The 18002-nt window shown below is 60.2% G+C and carries 18 protein-coding genes; 16 read left to right on the forward strand and 2 right to left on the reverse strand.

Annotated features, from left to right (window positions below; genetic code table 11):
• Window positions 1–2: 2 nt before the first annotated feature.
• From HX817_RS24010 to HX817_RS24070, 13 genes are all read left to right on the forward strand, one after another.
• Window positions 3–932, forward strand: coding sequence for an electron transfer flavoprotein subunit alpha/FixB family protein (locus HX817_RS24010; RefSeq protein WP_004371223.1), 930 nt, complete (start codon window positions 3–5; stop codon window positions 930–932).
• Window positions 933–1015: 83 nt separating this feature from the next.
• The gene (locus tag HX817_RS24015) at window positions 1016–1831 is read left to right on the forward strand and encodes an ABC transporter substrate-binding protein (protein WP_102369693.1); all 816 of its coding nucleotides are present in this window, start codon (window positions 1016–1018) and stop codon (window positions 1829–1831) included.
• Window positions 1832–1840: 9 nt separating this feature from the next.
• Complete coding sequence (locus tag HX817_RS24020; RefSeq protein WP_177041402.1) at window positions 1841–2203, forward strand: DUF4398 domain-containing protein; 363 nt, start codon at window positions 1841–1843, stop codon at window positions 2201–2203.
• A complete protein-coding gene (locus tag HX817_RS24025) occupies window positions 2200–3012 on the forward strand; it encodes an OmpA family protein (RefSeq protein ID WP_004371220.1) in 813 nt (270 codons plus the stop codon). Before HX817_RS24020 ends, HX817_RS24025 begins: the two co-directional genes overlap by 4 nt.
• Before the next feature lie 312 nt (window positions 3013–3324).
• On the forward strand, window positions 3325–4764 hold the full coding sequence (locus HX817_RS24030; protein WP_008434911.1) for a PLP-dependent aminotransferase family protein: 1440 nt from the start codon (window positions 3325–3327) through the stop codon (window positions 4762–4764).
• Between the two features lie 104 nt (window positions 4765–4868).
• Complete coding sequence (locus HX817_RS24035) at window positions 4869–5369, forward strand: translation initiation factor 2 (RefSeq protein WP_102369692.1); 501 nt, start codon at window positions 4869–4871, stop codon at window positions 5367–5369.
• Window positions 5370–5532: 163 nt separating this feature from the next.
• Entirely contained in the window at window positions 5533–5787 is a 255-nt protein-coding gene (locus tag HX817_RS24040) for a YkgJ family cysteine cluster protein (protein ID WP_004371217.1), read from the forward strand.
• Between the two features lie 44 nt (window positions 5788–5831).
• Complete coding sequence (locus HX817_RS24045; protein WP_004371215.1) at window positions 5832–6437, forward strand: START domain-containing protein; 606 nt, start codon at window positions 5832–5834, stop codon at window positions 6435–6437.
• Between the two features lie 79 nt (window positions 6438–6516).
• The gene (locus tag HX817_RS24050; RefSeq protein ID WP_008434908.1) at window positions 6517–6777 is read left to right on the forward strand and encodes a hypothetical protein; all 261 of its coding nucleotides are present in this window, start codon (window positions 6517–6519) and stop codon (window positions 6775–6777) included.
• Between the two features lie 213 nt (window positions 6778–6990).
• Window positions 6991–7332 carry a ribonuclease E inhibitor RraB gene (locus HX817_RS24055; protein WP_003193463.1) on the forward strand — a complete coding sequence of 114 codons (342 nt, stop codon included), beginning with the start codon at window positions 6991–6993 and terminating at the stop codon, window positions 7330–7332.
• A gap of 425 nt (window positions 7333–7757) precedes the next feature.
• A complete protein-coding gene (locus HX817_RS24060) occupies window positions 7758–9167 on the forward strand; it encodes a circularly permuted type 2 ATP-grasp protein (RefSeq protein WP_004371206.1) in 1410 nt (469 codons plus the stop codon).
• Between the two features lie 3 nt (window positions 9168–9170).
• Window positions 9171–10121 carry an alpha-E domain-containing protein gene (locus HX817_RS24065; RefSeq protein ID WP_004371204.1) on the forward strand — a complete coding sequence of 317 codons (951 nt, stop codon included), beginning with the start codon at window positions 9171–9173 and terminating at the stop codon, window positions 10119–10121.
• On the forward strand, window positions 10118–10921 hold the full coding sequence (locus HX817_RS24070) for a transglutaminase family protein (RefSeq protein ID WP_004371203.1): 804 nt from the start codon (window positions 10118–10120) through the stop codon (window positions 10919–10921). Before HX817_RS24065 ends, HX817_RS24070 begins: the two co-directional genes overlap by 4 nt.
• Window positions 10922–11127: 206 nt before the next feature.
• Here HX817_RS24070 and HX817_RS24075 read toward each other — a convergent pair whose 3' ends face one another.
• Window positions 11128–11931: a cytochrome c gene (locus HX817_RS24075; RefSeq protein WP_177041404.1), complete on the reverse strand. Its 804-nt coding sequence runs from the start codon at window positions 11929–11931 to the stop codon at window positions 11128–11130.
• 681 nt (window positions 11932–12612) lie between these two features.
• On the opposite strand from HX817_RS24075, the gene HX817_RS24080 reads away from it, so the two are divergent.
• From HX817_RS24080 to HX817_RS24090, 3 genes are all read left to right on the forward strand, one after another.
• Window positions 12613–13818: an acetyl-CoA C-acetyltransferase gene (locus tag HX817_RS24080; RefSeq protein ID WP_008434901.1), complete on the forward strand. Its 1206-nt coding sequence runs from the start codon at window positions 12613–12615 to the stop codon at window positions 13816–13818.
• A gap of 16 nt (window positions 13819–13834) precedes the next feature.
• On the forward strand, window positions 13835–15979 hold the full coding sequence (locus HX817_RS24085) for a 3-hydroxyacyl-CoA dehydrogenase NAD-binding domain-containing protein (RefSeq protein WP_177041406.1): 2145 nt from the start codon (window positions 13835–13837) through the stop codon (window positions 15977–15979).
• Between the two features lie 95 nt (window positions 15980–16074).
• Window positions 16075–16803 carry an amidotransferase gene (locus HX817_RS24090; RefSeq protein WP_177041408.1) on the forward strand — a complete coding sequence of 243 codons (729 nt, stop codon included), beginning with the start codon at window positions 16075–16077 and terminating at the stop codon, window positions 16801–16803.
• A gap of 165 nt (window positions 16804–16968) precedes the next feature.
• Here the strand turns inward: HX817_RS24090 and HX817_RS24095 are convergent, their stop codons facing one another.
• Complete coding sequence (locus tag HX817_RS24095; protein WP_004371189.1) at window positions 16969–17940, reverse strand: magnesium and cobalt transport protein CorA; 972 nt, start codon at window positions 17938–17940, stop codon at window positions 16969–16971.
• Window positions 17941–18002 lie beyond the last annotated feature (62 nt).

Genomic DNA, 18002 nt, shown 5'->3' on the forward strand with positions numbered 1-18002 from the left:
CCATGACTATCTTGGTAATCGCAGAACACGACAACAAGGTCGTGGCTCCGGCCACCCTGAACACTGTCGCCGCCGCCGCCAAAATCGGTGGTGATATCCACGTCCTGGTCGCTGGCCAAAACGTTGGTGCCGTGGCTGAGGCCGCTGCCAAAATCGCTGGCGTGAGCAAAGTACTGGTTGCCGATAACGCAGCCTACGCTCACCAATTGCCGGAAAACGTTGCGCCGCTGGTAGCAGAGCTGGGCGCTGGCTACAGCCATATCCTGGCTGCCGCCACCTCCAACGGCAAAAACATCTTGCCGCGCGTTGCTGCGCAACTGGACGTTGACCAGATCTCCGAGATCGTTTCGGTAGAAAGCGCCGACACCTTCAAGCGTCCGATCTATGCCGGTAACGCCATCGCTACCGTGCAGTCCACTGCGTCGGTAAAAGTCATCACCGTGCGTGCCACCGGTTTCGACCCGGTTGCTGCTGAAGGTGGTTCGGCTGCGGTTGAAGCTGTGGCTGCTGCCCACGACGCTGGCACTTCCAGCTTCGTTGGCGAAGAGCTGGCCAAGTCCGATCGTCCGGAACTGACCGCTGCCAAGATCGTCGTTTCCGGCGGCCGCGGCATGCAGAACGGCGACAACTTCAAGCACCTGTACGCCCTGGCCGACAAGCTGGGCGCTGCGGTCGGCGCTTCCCGCGCTGCTGTCGACGCAGGTTTTGTACCCAACGACATGCAGGTCGGCCAGACCGGCAAGATCGTTGCGCCACAGCTGTACATCGCTGTCGGTATCTCCGGCGCGATCCAGCATTTGGCCGGTATGAAAGACTCCAAGGTGATCGTTGCGATCAACAAGGACGAAGAAGCACCGATCTTCCAGGTGGCTGATTACGGCCTGGTGGCGGACTTGTTCGAAGCCGTACCCGAGTTGGAGAAGCTGGTCTAATCCAGCCGCTTCACTTATAAAGAGCCCGGTCTTTTGACCGGGCTTTTTTTTGCCCGGTAATTTTTCAACTGGAGAACCCTGCCATGGAATTGCGTCCCTGGACTGTACTGCTGGCCCTGTCACTGCTGCCGACGGTGTCGCTGGCGGCGGGCAAATGTGATCGCCTGGTGATCACCGGCAGCCCGGACGCCCCGCCTTATCTGTGGCGTGATCCCCAGGACCCCACGCACTTGATCGGCGCCACCGCCGACATGCTGCAGCAAGTGGCCAAGGACCTCGGGGTGAAAATCGACCTGCTTTACGGCGGCAAACGTTCCCTGGCGCTGGAAGAAGTGCGCAGCGGGCGCATGGACATCCTCGCCGACGCGCCATTGACCCTCGACGCCCTGGACTCCCTCGACTACATCCACCCGGCATTGGTGCAAACCGATTATCTGGTCTGGACCCGCAAGGATTCCTCCCTGGCCTACAGCCAGGCCAGCGACCTGCAGGGCCACAAGGGCGCGGTGTCGGAAAGGGCGCGCCTGAGCCGCGACTTTGAAACCTTCGCCGGTGAGCAACTGACCCTGCAGCGCCTGCCCAGCCTGACCCCGGCGTTCCAGAAACTGCTATTGGGAGAAGTGGACTACGTGCTCGCCGGACGTTATTCCGGCATGGCCATGGCCCAGACGTTGGGCATGAGCAACGACCTGGTGGCGCGGGAAATCCCCATCGACCAGCCGGGCCTGTACCTGGCCATTTCCCACAACTCCGCCTGCAACGATCCGTGGTTGCGCGGACAGCTCGCCAAAAAGATGACAGAATTGCCCGCGTCCGGTCTGGCGGAAACCGCGCTGCAGAGCAATCTTGAGCGCTGGAAAGCGCAGTTGCAGCAACCCGTCGGCACCCCAACAAAGTAGGGATTTTCAGTGACTATTCGACCTCTTTTCGCGGCCCTCGCCGTTGTAGCTCTGGCGGGATGTGCAGCCGATCCTGCGCCGAATGAACAAATGCGCCTGACCCAGCAAGCCCTGGAACAAGCCAGCGCCGTGGGCGCCGTCGCCAGCGATTCGCCCGAGCTGAAGCTGGCGGAAGACAAGTTCACCCAGGCCCGTGCCGACATGGCCGATGAATCCTACAAGGACGCCCGCATGCAGGCTGAAGAAGCCGAGCTGGACGCCCGCCTGGCGGAAGCGCGGGTGCTGACCCGCAAAAGCCAGGAGCAACTGAACGTGCTCAACACCCGTATCACCCGCTTGCGCAAGCAGTTGCAGTTGAGAGACGCCCAATGAGCCCGTTGATGCGTGGGTTGAGCTGTGTGGTGTTGCTGGGCAGTGCGCTGGGTGGTTGTGCGACCCATCCCGACAGTAACCTCGCCTTGCAACAGGCCAGCACTGACTTTCAGAAGGTCAAGGAAGATTCGAATGTGCTGCGTATCGCACCCAAGGACGTGATTCGCGCCGGTGAGTCCCTGGCCCGTGCCGACCGTTTCTCCAGCTTCTGGGGCAGCGGCGCCGATGTGGCGCATTACGCCTACCTGAGCCAGCGCTACAGCGCGATTGCCCGGGAACACACCGAGCAGGCACTCAATCAGGAGCGTGGGGTCAAGCTGGAGCTGGAACGCCAGCGCCTGCAACTGGCCCTGCGTGAAGCCAAGCTCTCCAGCGTTCAGCAACAGGGCAAATGGATTGAGGCGCAGATATCCAGCCTGACCACCGTCCAGCCTGATCGCGGGCTGGTGATGACTCTGGGTGACGTGCTGTTCGATACGGGTGATGCAGAGCTGCAAAACTCGGCCAACCGCACCGTGCTCAAAGTGGTGCAGTTCCTGCAGCTGAACCCCAAGCGCGTGGTGCGCATCGAGGGTTACACCGACAATACCGGCGGCGAACAGGAAAATATCAAACTGTCCCGGGACCGCGCTCAAGCGGTTGCGGATGTACTGAGCGACCTGGGGATCGACGAAAAACGCATTCAGGTCGAAGGCTACGGCGATCAGTATCCGGTCGAGGCCAACGCGTCTGAGCGGGGCAGGGCGCAGAACCGTCGGGTAGAAATTGTGTTCTCCGACGAAAAAGGCCAGTTGGGCGCTGCTCGCTGAACCTGATTCTCAAGGTGAAAGCTGATTCCTGTGGGAGCTGTCGAGCCCCAGCGAGGCTGCGACAGGATCGCCTCGGTGCACCTGCGAGACCGCAGCGCCTGCATCGCAGCCTCGCTGAAGCTCGACAGCTCCCACATAAGCCCGATCAATGATCGGGTTTTTTATGCCCGCGATTCAGTTCGCAACCCTTACAGTTTTTTCTATCACTGCCGCCCGTGCTCGACTATTGTGGCAACTGTCCCCGTACACTTCTAAACTGTGCCGGTATGTTTCACACAAAAATAAAATACCCGTGAAATCGAGTGCTGCGTCATGACCAATCTGTTGCTCTACCAACGTATCGCCCAGCAGCTGGCTGAGGATATCCGCCGCGGTGTCTATCAACCGGGCGAGCGCGTGCCTTCGGTACGCAAAATGAGCTCCCAGCTCAACGTCAGCCACGCCACCGTGTTGCAGGCCTACGCGAACCTGGAAGACCAGGGTTTGATTCGCGCGCGGCCGCAGTCCGGGTATTACGTGCACCAGACGCCGGCGCTCACTGCGCCCACGCCGGACATCGCCCGGGTCGAGCGTCCAGGGTTGGTCACCCGCAGCAGCATCATTCAACAGGTGTTGGTGGAATCCCGTCGCGAAGGCGTGTTCCCGCTGGGCGCCGCCGTGCCGAGTGTCGACTACCTGCCTGTGCGCGCGCTGCATCAGCAACTGGCCAAGGTCACGCGTTTCCAGAGCCCGCGGGCGTTCAGTTACATGTTCAGCCCGGGTTTCGAGCCGCTGCGGCGCCAGGTGGCGATCCGTATGCGCGATGCCGGGGTGGTGGTCGACCCCTCCGAAGTGGTGATCACCCATGGGTGTGTCGATGCATTGCAGATGTCGCTGCGGGTGCTGACCCGCCCCGGCGACCTGATCGCCGCCGAATCGCCGACCTATTACGGCTTGCTGCAACTGGCGGATCTGCTGGGCCTGAAGGTCATCGAAATCCCCAGCGACCCGGCCACCGGCATGAGCCTGGAAGCCCTGCAACTGGCAGCCAACCAATGGTCGATCAAGGCCCTGGTGCTGACCACGCGCCTGAGCAATCCCCTGGGCGGCACCATGCCCGAAGAGCGGCAGAAACAGTTGCTGCGCCTGGCCTCGGATTTCGATATCCAGGTGGTCGAGGACGATATCTATGGCGAACTGATGTTCGAACTGGGCCGCACCAAGGCCCTGAAAGCCTACGACCGTCTGGACCGGGTCATCTATTGCTCGAGTTTCTCGAAGACCCTGTCACCGGGCATTCGCATTGGCTGGATGATTGCCGGCAAGTACCAGCAGGAAATCCAGCGCCTGCAAATGTTCAGCACCCATTCGGCCTGCAGCGTGACCCAGATGGGCACGGCGGCGTACCTGGAGAATGGCGGTTACGACCGCCACCTGCGCTATATCCGCCAGGAGTACCGCAAGAACCTCAGCGCGTTCCAGCTGGCCGTGCAGCAGTATTTTCCCGAAGGCACCCAGATGACCCGCCCGACCGGCGGTTTTATCCTGTGGGTCAGTTTGCCTGGACGGGTCAATACCCAGGAACTGCACGTGCGCGCCTTGCAGCAGGGCATCAGCATTGCACCGGGGCTGATCTTCAGTAATACGGAACAGTTCAACCACTGTATTCGCCTGAACTGCGGCACCCCGTGGAACCGCGAGGCGGAGCGCGCCTTGATGACCCTCGGGATGCTGGCAAGCCAGTTATGCCAGGAGACTGCGGCAGGTTTTTGAGGCATGGAAAGGGGACACGACGGGTAGCTGGCTAATTACCATGCTTGTCATACCGTCCTCAACAAGCGAGCATATGGCCTTCTGCCGTTAATGCTGCTGGCGATATGACTTATACCTTTCCTGCTGCGCTGCTGATCTGCGTGTTAAGCCTGTGTAACGCTGGCGCTGTCCTGGCGGCTCCCGCCAGTGAAGCGGTGCCTGCTGCCAGCTCCCAGCAAACGGTGCCGGCGAAAAAAGCCGCTGCGGCCAAGAAGGCACCGGTCGCGAAGAAAGCCCCCGCAAAGAAAGCAACGCCGGTTAAAAAACGTGCGCCTATCGCCAGCAAGTCAAAGTCGGCCCACGAAGTCGCCAAGACGCCGCTGCCGCCCGCAGAGCTGGATTTGAGCCTGCCGTCGAACATGGTTCGCCACCTGCAACCCCTCGGCACCATGCCGCAGCCGAAGAACGTGCCGCTGCTGCCGCCGATGTTTGCCGAAAAGCCCACTGACAACAGTGCCTTCCAGATCAACGGGCGCCTGCTCAGCAATGAAATGCAGCTGCAACTGCGCAACGAAGAACGCCGCGAAGTTGAAGGTGCGGCGCTGGATTTCCAGTTCAAGCAATAAACCCGACGAGTAAACGTGACGCGCACCCCTGACCTTCTGTCGCAGACTGGTCAGTCACTTTTGTTTTCGGTGAAAAACCCCTGTTAAGCCAATTTAAAACGTCTGTTTAAGGGCGTAGTCTTACGTGGCCATCAACACTTGAGTTGTCGAGGATCTGTTCGTCATGAAATGCCGTGAAGGCTGTGGCGCTTGCTGCATTGCCCCATCCATCAGTTCTCCGTTGCCGGGAATGCCTGCCGGCAAACCGGCGGGCGAACGCTGCCTGCATCTTTCGGTCGAACAACTGTGCCAGTTGTTTGGCCAGCCTGAGCGGCCCGCAGTGTGTAGTTCGTTCCAGGCGGATATCGAGGTCTGCGGCAGTAGCCAGGCAGAAGCGATCAGGTTGATCGGCTGGTGGGAACAGATGACGGCGGCTTAGTGGGCTGTTCAAAGTACTGAACTTCAACAATAAGGAATAAGACCATGGGTTCACTGAAACGAATTGCTGTGTTGTGCGGTTTTACCGCGTTGTTCGCTGCCGCAGCGCATGCTGAAGACTGGCAGACGGCCAAGGATGAAGACGGCATCAAAGTGTCCTTGAGTGAAATTGCCGGTTCCAAGTACAAGGCTTATCGCGGTGTGACGACCATCAAGGCGCCGCTGGCCAAGATCCAGGCGCTGCAGGAAGACGTGGCGGGGGCCTGCTCCTGGATCCACGAATGCAAGTCGCAGAAACTGCTCAAGCAGGAAGGCGACAAGAGCTGGACCTACACCCAGTTCAAGGCACCGTTCCCGGTGACCGATCGTGACTCGATCCTGGAAATCACCACCACCAAGGCTGCCGACGGCACCGTCACCCGCAAGCTGTTGGAAGTGCCGACCTACCAGCCAGAAGTCAAAGGCTATGTGCGCGTAGCCCAGGTCGATGGTTACTGGAAGCTGGTGCCTAAAGGCGACAACCTGACCGAAGTGACCTACCAGGTGCACACCGAGCCAGGTGGCAGCGTGCCGTCTTGGTTGGCCAACAAGTTCGTGGTGGACGCACCGTTCAACACCTTGAAAGCCCTGAAAGAACACGCTGAAAAATAACTGCAGTTGATCAGGTGCCTCCTGCCTTGAGTGGAACGATTTCCAGGCCCTCAAGGTCCAGATAGATGTAAGCCCACCCATGGGTTTTATCGAGGAGGCTCTGATGCCAAAGTGGAACGTTTCCTTCACCAATGATCATGGTGAGTCGGTAGTCGAGCAATTCGAGTGCGAGCAAAAACCCACGCTTGAAGAAGCTGCGCGCCTGGTTCGCGCCCGCGTATCACCGGTGCTGGAGGAACTGGATCTCAACGATCTGGAGGGGCGTATCGCCGAACCCACGGTCAAGATTCTGAAAGATCAAAACAGCATCAAAGACCTCAACGTCGAACCCGCCGCCTGAATATTCCCTGTACGCCTTTAAACAGACTCTGGTGGAGGTGATAGCTTCGCGCTACTCTGCAATGGAGATCAGCGAATGAATCGCTAAGGTCTGGTCTTGTCAGCTACATGCTTGTCTCCCAGCGGCGACGTCACTGCCGTAACACCCGCGCCCTTGCAGCGCGGGCCTTGGGAAGCACGGAAAGTCTATCCATCGGTTTGAGGAGGACGTTTCATGAGCACAGCCTATCAAGAAGACATCAGCACCAACGTGTTGCGCCGCATGAAAGAGGGCGGCTTTGACTTCTCGCGTTTCCACCCCATCGAGTTCTACGCCATTTTCCCGGATGAGGAACGTGCGCGGCGGGCTGCGGGTCGGTTTCGTGGGGAATCCCTGAATGCCCAGGTCAGCGCACGGGATGACGGCGCCTGGTACCTGGAATTGAGCAAAATCATGTTCGCCACCTACGACGGCATAGGAGACTTCGAGCAGGACTTTGAGGCGGTGGTCGAGCCTTTGGGCGGGATCATCGAGGGATGGGGCGTGAAACAGGAGGTGCGTGGGTTACCCATGTAGCGGCATGAGCAATAACACAGCGTATCGGCTGACCTTTGGGTCGGCCGTTTTTGTTTCTGGCGCGGGAAAAATCCTGCGCAAAAAAAAGCCACCCGAGCAGGGTGGCCAAAGGGAAGATCGCAAAGGAGGAGAGCGATTCGGTACAAGCGGTAATGCGCAATGGATGAGGCTGTAGGACGCGTCCTGTTCAGCTGATGGAGGTGATTATCCGCGGGGTTTGCCGGGCAGTGAAATCAACTCTGACTATGCTGGTGATAGTCATGGCCTGCATTGCAATGAGGCGCCGCCCATGACAGCGGGCATTTGCTGCACCGGGACGGTGCGATGAGACCTGCGTCTATATCCAACTGATTGATACTTAAGTGTTTATGCCGCTGGCACGGGCCTTGCGATGGTTCTGGCGTCCGGGTGACAAGGAGTACGGCATGATCCGCACTTATTATGATGAGATGTACGACGGGGCAGGGCAGGTGCGCCCCCATTACCGCGAATTCGCCCGCTGGTTGGCCGACACGCCGGCCGAACTGCTGGCCCAGCGCCGGCGCGAAGCCGATTTGCTGTTTCACCGGGCCGGTATCACCTTCACCTTGTATGGCGATGAGCAAGGTACCGAGCGCCTGATCCCCTTCGACACGATCCCCCGCAGCATCCCGGCCAGTGAATGGCGGATCGTCGAGCGCGGCTGCATCCAGCGGGTCAAGGCGCTGAACATGTTCCTCGCCGACCTCTACCACGAACAACGCATTATCAAGGCCGGGATCATCCCCGCCGAGCAAGTCCTGGCCAACGAGCAGTACCAGTTGGCGATGCAGGGCCTGGACCTGCATCGGGATATCTATTCCCACATCTCAGGTGTCGACCTCGTACGCGATGGCGACGGCACTTACTACGTCCTCGAAGACAATCTGCGTACCCCCAGCGGCGTGAGCTACATGCTCGAAGACCGCAAGATGATGATGCGCCTGTTCCCCGAACTGTTCGCGGCCCAGCGCATCGCGCCCATCGACCACTATCCCAACCTGTTGCTCGACACCCTGAAAAGCTCCAGTCCGCTGGATAATCCCAGTGTGGTGGTGCTGACGCCTGGGCGTTTCAACAGTGCGTTCTTCGAGCATGCATTCCTGGCCCGGGAAATGGGCGTGGAACTGGTGGAAGGCGCCGACCTGTTCGTGCGTGATGACCGCGTGTTCATGCGCACCACCGATGGTCCCAAGGCGGTGGATGTGATCTACCGTCGCCTCGACGACGCGTTCCTCGACCCGCTGGCCTTCAACCCGGACTCCATGCTCGGCGTACCGGGCCTGTTGGCGGCGTATCGCTCGGGCAACGTGGTGTTGGCCAATGCCATCGGCACCGGGGTGGCGGATGACAAGTCGGTGTACCCCTTCGTCACCGAGATGATCCGTTTTTACCTGGATGAAGAACCGATCCTGAAGAATGTTCCGACGTTCCAGTGCCGTAATCCCAGTGAACTGTCCCACGTACTGGCCAACCTTCCGCAACTGGTGGTGAAGGAAACCCAGGGCTCCGGTGGCTATGGCATGTTGGTCGGCCCGGCCGCCTCGGCGGCGGAAATCGAAGCCTTCCGCGCACGTATCAAGGCCAAGCCCCACGCCTATATCGCGCAACCGACCCTGTGCCTGTCGACATGCCCGACCTTCGTCGAAAACGGCATCGCGCCACGCCACATCGACCTGCGCCCGTTTGTGCTGCAAGGCAAGGAAACCCGTGTGGTGCCCGGCGGCCTGACTCGTGTGGCGCTGCGGGAAGGCTCGCTGGTGGTCAACTCGTCCCAGGGCGGCGGCACCAAAGACACCTGGGTGGTCGAGGATTGAAATATGTTGAGTAGAACTGCCTCGGATTTGTATTGGATGTCGCGCTACCTGGAGCGCGCGGAAAACCTCGCGCGGATGCTCGATGTCAGTTATTCGCTGTCGCTGATGCCACAGGACGGGCGCGGCGATGGCCTGCATGAACTGGCGATGCCGCTGCTGATCACCGGCACCCTCGACGATTACCGCGAGCGCCACGGTGAACTGCACGCCGAACGCCTGCTGCACTTCTTCGCCCTGGATGCTGCCAACCCGGCCAGCATCTACAGCTGCCTCGGCGCTGCACGCGCCAGTGCCCATGCCGTGCGTGGGCGAATCACCGCCGACATGTGGGAAAACATCAACGCCACCTGGCTGGAGATTCGCGACATCGCCCAGCAAGGCCTGAGCCGCTACGGCATGAGCCGGTTCTGCGAGTGGGTCAAGGAGCGGTCCCACCTGTTCCGTGGTGCCACCTACGGCACCATCATGCGTAACGACGCCTTTCGTTTTATTCGCCTGGGCACCTTTATCGAGCGCGCCGACAACACCCTGCGCTTGCTCGACGCCCGCTATGAAATGGCCGGCGACCAGGCCGAAGCGGTCACCGATGGTACCGCCCATGCCTACTATCAATGGAGTGCGTTGTTGCGGGCGTTGTCGTCGTTCGAGGCCTACACCGAAATCTACCGTGATGCCCCCGGCGCCCGACAAGTCGCCGAGCTGTTGCTGCTGCGCGCCGACGTGCCGCGGTCGCTGCGGGCCTGCAGTGAAGAGATCGACCAGATCCTTGGCAGCCTGCCCGGCATCAACGGTCGCCCGGCCCAACGCCTGGCAGCGGAAATGGACGCACGCCTGCGCTATACCGCCATCGACGAAATTCTCGAGGAAGGCCTGCACGCTTGGCTGACCGACTTCATCCCGCTCGTGCGCGAGTTGGGCGATGCTATTTACAGTTCCTACCTGGAGGCGGCATGAGACTTTCCATCAGCCACGAAACCACCTACCACTACGAAGACCAGGTGCGTGCCAGCATCCAGTACCTGCGGCTCACGCCCCACGACAGCGAGCGCCAGCATGTCCTCAGTTGGCAGTTGGACTTGCCCCGGCCGGTACGGGCGCAACTGGACCCGTTCGGCAACATCCTGCACGTGTTGACCCTGGACGAGCCCCACGAAGCCATCATCATTGGCGCCCGTGGCCAGGTGGATATCGACGAATTGCGCGAGGCCGAACATGAAAGCCAGTCGGCCTTCCCGTTCCTGCGCTGCACCCGGTTGACCGAGCCGGACGAGGCCCTGCGCAGCTTTGCCGAAAAGCATTGCCATCAACGCCGCGACCGCAGCGCATTGATCGACCTGATGCACGCGCTGAACCAGTACATGACCTATTCGCCGGGTTCTACCGAAGTCGACACCTGTGCGGCCAAGGCGTTTGCCGGGCGTGCCGGGGTGTGCCAGGACCACACCCACGCCTTCCTCGCCTGTGCCCGCAGCCTGGGGATTCCGGCGCGTTATGTGTCGGGGTATTTGTATAGCGAAGACTGCGAGCACCTCGCCAGCCATGCCTGGGCTGAAGCGTGGCTGGATGACGCCTGGTACAGTTTTGACGTGACCAATCAACTGGCGCGGCCGGAGCGGCATTTGAAGCTGGCGGTGGGTCTGGATTACCTGGACGCCTGCCCGGTACGAGGCATGCGTCGTGGGGGAGGGCATGAGCAGATGCATGCGAAGGTATTTGTAGCGCCGACACCGGTGATTTCGGTGCAGCAGCAGTAGGATCCAGGGAGAGGGGGAGCTCTGTGTAGCAGGAAAGCTCTCCGTGCCAGGAAAACTTTTTGTGGCGAGGGAGCTTGCTCCCGCTGGGCCGCGAAGCGGCCCCAAGGCATGCCCCCGAGTTCTGTCTGGAGAAATGCGATTGTCTGATTGGGGCTGCTGCGCAGCCCAGCGGGAGCAAGCTCCCTCGCCACAGGTTTACCCGAGCCTTAAGGCTGCTTTCTGCCCGCCATATGCTTCAAATACCCCACCAGCAGATCCAGGTCCGCATCCGGCAACACGCTGGTGGCAAACGCCGGCATCTTCGCCTGTGGCCAGTGCCGCATGCTTTGCGGATCGCGGATGTAGCGCTTGAGGAAATCCCCGGCAAAATATTCAGTGGGGTTGTAAGGAATATTCAGGTCCGGCCCCACCTGCGCATCGCCGGCCCCGTTCAGGCGATGACATGCCAGGCAGTTCTTCTGGAACAGTGCGAACCCCTGATTCACCGGGTCATTCGCCGCCAGTTTCGGATCCGGCAACAACGCCGGGAAGCGCTCCGCCACCGTCTTCAACTGCTTGATCCCGGAAATCTGAAACGGCCATTGCTCAGGGCTGATATGCCCGGCTTGTGGATCGGTCCACACCAGATAAAACGGCCCGGCACTGGGCTTGCCGTCTGCCAGTGGCGGCCACGGATGCGCCGGATCTTCCACCGCCAGCCAGGCCCGCGCGCCGCTTTTTGATAGCAGCGGTGCCGCCGTCAGTTCCGCGGCAAAGCCGTCGAGGGCCACTGCCTGCAGATGATTTTCCGGCGTGATGCCCGGCAACAGTGCTGCCAGCGGCACTGCGCGATACGTCATATTGCGCTTGTAGGAAACGTCATCAACGATCTGCACCGTCTGCACATCCGGACGCTTGAGCAGTTCGGTGGTTTCCCAGGTTTTGCTGGCGTGATCCAGCTCGACGGTCAATTTCGCGGCGTGCGCCGGCAAGGCCAGCAGCAGGATCAGGAGGACGATGATCTGTTTCAAGGAAGGGCCACATATCGGAAAAGGCGGTGGAACTCACGATACCGCAAAATCACAAAATCTCGGCGCGCAAAACGGCAGCCCCTGACGGGATCGCTATACGCAATATCCCGAAAGGCGCTGCCAAAGGCTGCGATCCTGGCGCTGTGTCTGCGCAGAATGTGGGGTGTGAGAGGTCACCCAATGACCTTGGTGAGGTTGGGCAAGATCAGAATCAGGGTGGTGGCGAACAGAATAAGTCCCGCCTGACGTACTTTCGAATGCTTGAACATGGCTGACTGCCTTTTGTTGTTATTCCTGAGCGTCAAATGCGTGCCGGTCGATTCAACTATGACGGTGCTACATGACTCTTTTCTTACAGTTCCTACAGGTGCTCCAGCAAAACCCGGCAGCAACCTTTAACTTCTCTTACAGATTCAACCTTAGAGCCCTCGTTCTACATGGCTTAGATCCATTTCGTCTCATCACCTGAAGAAAAATTATTAAAAAGGCATGAGGCCAATTGCCAGCCAGACGCCAGCCCTACGGCTAGACAGCTAAAACGATTAATCAGCCGATTCCCGTAGCCTCCTACCGTTCGTCTGAGCGTGAGCGTCAAGGTCAATGAGCGGTTCGGTCATTGAATCCGGCGCCCCGGCGCCTAAGGTAAGGGCACGATTCGTTGCATAGTGATTCGAGGACGTCATGACCCAAGCTTTGATCTTTGATGCGATACGCACGCCCCGGGGCAAAGGCAAGGCGGATGGCGCCCTGCACAGCGTCAAGCCGGTGAACCTGGTGGCCGGTTTGCTGACGGCACTGCAACAGCGCACCGACCTCGACACCCGGCAAGTGGATGACATCGTCCTGGGCTGTGTCACACCGATTGGCGACCAGGGCGCCGACATCGCCAAGACCGCCGCGTTGGTGGCGGACTGGGATATCAGCGTCGCCGGTGTGCAGATCAACCGGTTTTGCGCCTCGGGCCTGGAAGCCGTGAACCTCGGCGCGATGAAAGTGCGCTCCGGCTTTGAAGACCTCGTGGTGGTGGGCGGCGTCGAGTCCATGTCCCGAGTGCCCATGGGCAGTGACGGCGGCGCCTGGGTGCTCGACCCGCAAACCAATATGCACAGCCACTTCACCCCGCAAGGCATCGGTGCCGACCTGATCGCCACCCTGGAAGGCTTCACCCGCCAGGACGTCGACGCCTTTGCCCTGCACTCACAGCAGAAAGCGGCGCGGGCCAGATCAGACGGTTCCTTCAACAAGTCGCTGATCGCCGTGCAGGACCAAAATGGCATTGTGCTGCTGGATCAGGACGAATTCATCCGTGCCGACTCCACCCTCGAAGGCCTGGGCAAACTCAAGCCCAGCTTCGAAATGATGGGCCAGATGGGCTTCGACGCCACGGCGTTGCGAGTCTATAGCCACGTCGAGCGCATCAACCACGTGCACACACCGGGCAACAGTTCCGGGATCGTCGATGGCGCGGCGCTTATGCTGATCGGTTCTGAAGCCAAAGGTCGCGAACTCGGCCTGCAACCCCGGGCGCGGATCGTCGCCACCGCTGTCACCAGTACCGACCCCACCATCATGTTGACCGGCCCGGCACCGGCAACCCGCAAGGCACTGGCCAAGGCGGGTTTGCGGGTTGAAGACATCGACCTGTTCGAGGTCAACGAAGCGTTTGCGTCGGTGGTGCTCAAGTTCATCAAGGACATGGGCATCGACGCCGCCCGGGTCAACGTCAACGGTGGCTCCATCGCCATGGGCCACCCGCTGGGCGCCACGGGCTGCGCGATTCTCGGCACCTTGCTCGATGAGCTGGAGGTGCGCCAGCAGCGTTATGGCCTGGCCACCCTGTGTGTCGGCGGCGGCATGGGTATCGCCACTATCATCGAACGCCTCTGAGCCTAAGGAATCAGTCATGACCGATGCCATTCGTTACGAAAAGGGCCAGGACCAGATTGTGGTGCTGACCATCGACATGCCCGGCCAGAGCGCCAACACCATGAACGGGGTGTACCGCGAGGCCATGGCGGCCACCGTAGCCCGCCTGGACGCCGAGAAGGATTCGATTGCGGGCGTGATCATCACCTCGGCGAAGAAGACCTTCTTTGCCGGCGGCGACCTTAATGAACTGATCAAGGTCGACAAGCCCCACGCCAAGGATTTCTACGACAGCGTGCTGGTGCTGAAGGCGCAACTGCGCACCCTGGAAACCCTCGGCAAACCGGTAGTGGCCGCGATCAACGGCGCAGCGCTGGGCGGTGGCTGGGAGATCTGCCTGGCGTGCCAGCACCGTGTGGCGCTGGACCACAAGTCGGTACAGATTGGCCTGCCGGAAGTCACCCTCGGGCTTTTGCCGGGTGGCGGCGGTGTGGTGCGCATGGTGCGGATGCTGGGCCTGGAAAAAGCCTTGCCCTACTTGCTGGAAGGCAAAAAGATTACGCCGCAGCAGGCGCTGCAAGCCGGGTTGATTGATGAACTGGCGGCAGACCGTGACGAGCTGCTGGCCAAGTCCCGGGCGTGGATTCTGGCCAACCCCGAGGCGAAACAGCGTTGGGACATCAAGGGCTACCAGATCCCGGGTGGTACGCCGTCCAACCCGAAAGTCGCGCAAATGCTCGCCATTGCGCCATCGATCCTGCGCGCCAAAACCAACGGCTGCTTCCCGGCCCCGGAAAAAATCCTCTGCGCCGCCGTGGAAGGTGCCCAGGTGGATTTCGACACCGCGCACTTGATCGAGACCCGCTACTTCACCGAGCTGGTCACCGGGCAAGTGGCGAAAAACATGATTGGCACCTTCTGGTTCCAGCTCAATGAAATCAATGCCGGCAGTTCGCGGCCCAAGGGCTTTGCACCTTATGTAACACGCAAGGTCGGCGTGCTCGGCGCCGGGATGATGGGCGCGGGCATTGCCTACGTCAGCGCCTCGGCGGGCATTGAGGTGGTGCTCAAGGACGTCAGCCAGGCGGCGGCAGAGAAGGGCAAGGCCCACTCGGCCACGTTGCTGGACAAGAAGGTCGGGCGTGGGCAATTGACCGCCGAACAGCGGGAAACCATCCTCGCGCGGATTGTTCCTACCGAATCCGACGCCGATCTTGCCGGCTGCGACCTGATCATCGAAGCCGTCTTCGAGGATCGGGAACTCAAGGCCAAGGTCTCGGCGGCCGCGCAAAACGTGGTGGGTGCCGAAGCGGTGATCGCCTCCAACACCTCCACCTTGCCCATCAGCGGGTTAGCCACCGCCGTTCCAGACCAGGGCAAGTTTATCGGCCTGCATTTCTTCAGCCCGGTGGACAAAATGCCCCTGGTGGAAATCATCAAGGGCGCCCGCACCAGCGACGAAACCCTGGCGCGGGGATTCGACTTCGTACTGCAAATCAAGAAAACCCCGATCGTGGTCAACGACAGCCGCGGCTTCTTCACTTCAAGGGTGTTCGGCACCTTCACCAATGAAGGTATCGCCATGCTCGGCGAAGGCGTGGCCGCACCGATGATCGAGACCGAGACGCGCAAGGCCGGGATGCCGGTGGGGCCGCTGGCGGTCTCTGACGAAGTTTCCCTCAGCCTGATGAGCCATATCCGTCAACAGACGGCCAAGGACCTACAGGCCGAGGGCAAGCCGTTACCGCAGCACCCGGCGTTTGCCGTGATCGACCTATTGCTCATTGAATACAAGCGCCCGGGCAAGGCGGCGGGTGGCGGTTTCTACGAGTACCCGGCGGGCGGGCAGAAACACCTGTGGCCTGAGTTGAAAAACCGCTTTGAAAAGCCTGAGCAACGGATCTCGGCCCAGGACGTACGTGACCGCTTGCTGTTCATCCAAGCCATTGAAACCGTGCGCTGTGTGGAGGAGGGCGTGCTGATGTCGACGGCGGATGCCAACGTCGGCTCGATCTTCGGTATCGGCTTCGCCGCCTGGAGCGGCGGGGCGCTGCAATTCATCAACCAGTACGGCCTGAACGACTTCATCGCCCGCGCCCGTTACCTGGCCGAGCAATATGGTGAGCGCTTCACGCCGCCGGCGCTGCTGTTGGAGAAAGCTGCACAGAACGCGACCTTCTGACGCTTTTGGGCATGTGCGGGGCTTGCCTTGAAAGGGTATTTCAAGGCAGGCTCTGGGGGTGTTCATTATTCCCATCGCCGTGTCAGGTATTTTTTATGTCGTTACGCGTGTGCATCCTGGAAACCGATATCCTGCGTCCTGGGCTGATCGATCAGTACCAAGGGTACGGGCAGATGTTCAAGCGCCTGTTCTCCAAACAGCCGATTGCCGCCGAGTTCGTCATCTATAACGTGGTGCAGGGTGAATACCCGGCGGATGAAGAAGTGTTCGACGCGTACCTGGTGACGGGCAGCAAGGCCGACTCATTTGGCACCGATCCGTGGATCCAGACCCTCAAGACCTACCTGCTGGACCGCCATGCCCACGGCGACAAGCTGATCGGCATCTGCTTCGGCCACCAGTTGCTGGCGCTGCTGTTGGGTGGCAAGACCGAGCGGGCGACCAAGGGCTGGGGCATGGGCATCCATGACTACAAACTGAACGCCAAGGCACCGTGGATGAGCCCGGTGGTGGAAGAACTGACGCTGTTGATCAGCCACCAGGACCAGGTCACCACCTTGCCGGAAAACGCCACCGTGATCGCCTCCAGCGAGTTCTGCCCGTTTGCGGCGTACCACATTGAAGACCAGGTGCTGTGCTTCCAGGGCCACCCGGAATTTATCCACGACTATTCCCGCGAGTTGCTGGAGATTCTTCAGACAACGCTGGGGGAGAAGGTCTACACCAACGGTGTGGCCAGCCTGGAACGAGACCACCACGGCGTCACCGTGGCGGAATGGATGATGCGGTTTGTGGCGCACAAACCAAAAGCAGGAGCGGCCTGAAACCGTCCAGGGCAAGAAGCACGGTCTTCAAGGCAAAGCAGATTAATGTAGGAGCTGGCTTGCCTGCGATAGCATCACCTTGGTGTAACTGACAAACCGAGGTGCCTGCATCGCAGGCAAGCCAGCTCCCACACTTTTGATCTTCAGCAAATTGAGCTGGGTTTGTTACAGCCAGCCTGAACGCTTGAAGCTGGCCCACAAACTTGTACACCCCACCGCAATAAACCCCAGCACCGCAAAATAGCCGTAGTGCCACTGCAGCTCCGGCATGTTCTGGAAGTTCATCCCGTAAATCCCGGCCACCGCCGTCGGGAACGCCAGAATCGCTGCCCACGCGGCAAACTTGCGTTGCACCACGCTTTGGCGCGAGGCTTCCAGCAACACCCCAATCTCGATGGTCTGGCTGGCGATATCCCGCAAGGTGGTCAGGTCTTCCATCTGCCGGGTGACGTGAATCTGCACATCGCGAAAGTACGGACGCATGTTCTTGTCGATAAACGGGAAGCTCAGTTTCTGCAATTCCTGACTGATCTCCACCATCGGTGCCACATAGCGCTTCAGTCGCAGGACATCGCGGCGCAGGCCGTGGAGCTTCTGGATATCCGCTTCACTCAGGGAGTTGCACAATACGTTGCGCTCCAGTTCATCGACCTCGGCATGAATCGCCTCGCTCACCGGCTGGTAGTTCTCGGTAACAAAATCCAGCAGCGCATAGAGTACGAAATCTTCCCCATGCTCCAGCAACAGCGGTCGCGCCTCACAGCGCTGGCGCACATAGCCGTAGGATGCCGAGTGGCCGTTGCGGGCGGTGATGATGTAGCCGTTGCCGGCAAAGATATGGGTTTCGATAAACTCCAGCTTGCCGTTATCGCGCACCGGCGAATAGGTCACGATAAACAGCGCGTCGCCGAAGGTTTCAAGCTTGGGGCGGCTGTGTTTTTCCAGGGCGTCTTCGATGGCCAGTTCGTGCAGGTTGAACTGGCGCTGCAGGTTGGCCAGTTCCAGTGCGCTGGGCTCTTCCAGGCCGATCCACACAAAGTGGTCAGGCTTGGCGGCCCACGCGGCGCCTTCGTCGAGGGTGATATCAGTGACTTTCTTTCCGGCGCTATAGACGGCGGCCGCAACAACTCTACCCATAGTGCTGATCGCTTCTTCTTGAATGGCAGATGACAACTGTCAGGCAGCTTAGCTGCCCTGCC

The sequence above is a fragment of the Pseudomonas sp. C6002 genome, from assembly GCF_013385805.1.
GTDB lineage: Bacteria > Pseudomonadota > Gammaproteobacteria > Pseudomonadales > Pseudomonadaceae > Aquipseudomonas.

Bases quoted from the DNA above. Each gene is read 5' to 3' on its own strand.
- HX817_RS24010 (WP_004371223.1), top strand. From the start codon at position 3: ATGACTATCTTGGTAATCGCAGAACACGACAACAAGGTCGTGGCTCCG.
- HX817_RS24015 (WP_102369693.1), top strand. From the start codon at position 1,016: ATGGAATTGCGTCCCTGGACTGTACTGCTGGCCCTGTCACTGCTGCCG.
- HX817_RS24025 (WP_004371220.1), top strand. From the start codon at position 2,200: ATGAGCCCGTTGATGCGTGGGTTGAGCTGTGTGGTGTTGCTGGGCAGT.
- HX817_RS24030 (WP_008434911.1), top strand. From the start codon at position 3,325: ATGACCAATCTGTTGCTCTACCAACGTATCGCCCAGCAGCTGGCTGAG.
- HX817_RS24035 (WP_102369692.1), top strand. From the start codon at position 4,869: ATGACTTATACCTTTCCTGCTGCGCTGCTGATCTGCGTGTTAAGCCTG.
- HX817_RS24040 (WP_004371217.1), top strand. From the start codon at position 5,533: ATGAAATGCCGTGAAGGCTGTGGCGCTTGCTGCATTGCCCCATCCATC.
- HX817_RS24045 (WP_004371215.1), top strand. From the start codon at position 5,832: ATGGGTTCACTGAAACGAATTGCTGTGTTGTGCGGTTTTACCGCGTTG.
- HX817_RS24050 (WP_008434908.1), top strand. From the start codon at position 6,517: ATGGGTTTTATCGAGGAGGCTCTGATGCCAAAGTGGAACGTTTCCTTC.
- HX817_RS24055 (WP_003193463.1), top strand. From the start codon at position 6,991: ATGAGCACAGCCTATCAAGAAGACATCAGCACCAACGTGTTGCGCCGC.
- HX817_RS24060 (WP_004371206.1), top strand. From the start codon at position 7,758: ATGATCCGCACTTATTATGATGAGATGTACGACGGGGCAGGGCAGGTG.
- HX817_RS24065 (WP_004371204.1), top strand. From the start codon at position 9,171: ATGTTGAGTAGAACTGCCTCGGATTTGTATTGGATGTCGCGCTACCTG.
- HX817_RS24070 (WP_004371203.1), top strand. From the start codon at position 10,118: ATGAGACTTTCCATCAGCCACGAAACCACCTACCACTACGAAGACCAG.
- HX817_RS24080 (WP_008434901.1), top strand. From the start codon at position 12,613: ATGACCCAAGCTTTGATCTTTGATGCGATACGCACGCCCCGGGGCAAA.
- HX817_RS24085 (WP_177041406.1), top strand. From the start codon at position 13,835: ATGACCGATGCCATTCGTTACGAAAAGGGCCAGGACCAGATTGTGGTG.
- HX817_RS24090 (WP_177041408.1), top strand. From the start codon at position 16,075: ATGTCGTTACGCGTGTGCATCCTGGAAACCGATATCCTGCGTCCTGGG.
- HX817_RS24095 (WP_004371189.1), bottom strand. From the start codon at position 17,940: ATGGGTAGAGTTGTTGCGGCCGCCGTCTATAGCGCCGGAAAGAAAGTC.